This is a genomic window from Acinetobacter sp. ANC_7512, from assembly GCF_056779935.1.
In genome coordinates this window covers 1-264 of the sequence record NZ_JBWYIX010000047.1, presented here as the reverse complement: position 1 = coordinate 264, position 264 = coordinate 1, and the positions used below count along the sequence as shown (strand labels likewise).

At 42.8% G+C, this 264-nt stretch carries 1 protein-coding gene; it reads right to left on the bottom strand.

What is annotated here, in order from left to right; genetic code table 11:
- A partial coding sequence (locus tag AC1M9H_RS14405; RefSeq protein WP_481613661.1) for an Ig-like domain-containing protein occupies positions 1 to 264 on the bottom strand: 264 nt, incomplete at both ends.

The window sequence follows — 264 nt, the reverse complement described above, 5'->3', positions numbered from 1 at the left end:
TGTTGTATCGTTTGTATCCGCAATTGGATCAATCGTTACATCGGTATCAGATGGTGCAGTTGTATCTACAGTTAATTTGCCATCCGCAGTTTCAGTAGCAGTATTACCCACCGCATCTTTCGCTTCAGCTTTAACTGTATATTCACCTTCTGGTAATTCTTCAGTCGGTGTGAACGACCAGTTACCTTCTGGATCTACAGTCGCATCACCTGTTGCTACAGGGTTGCCATCTTTGTCTAAGATTTCAACTTTTACTGTTGCACC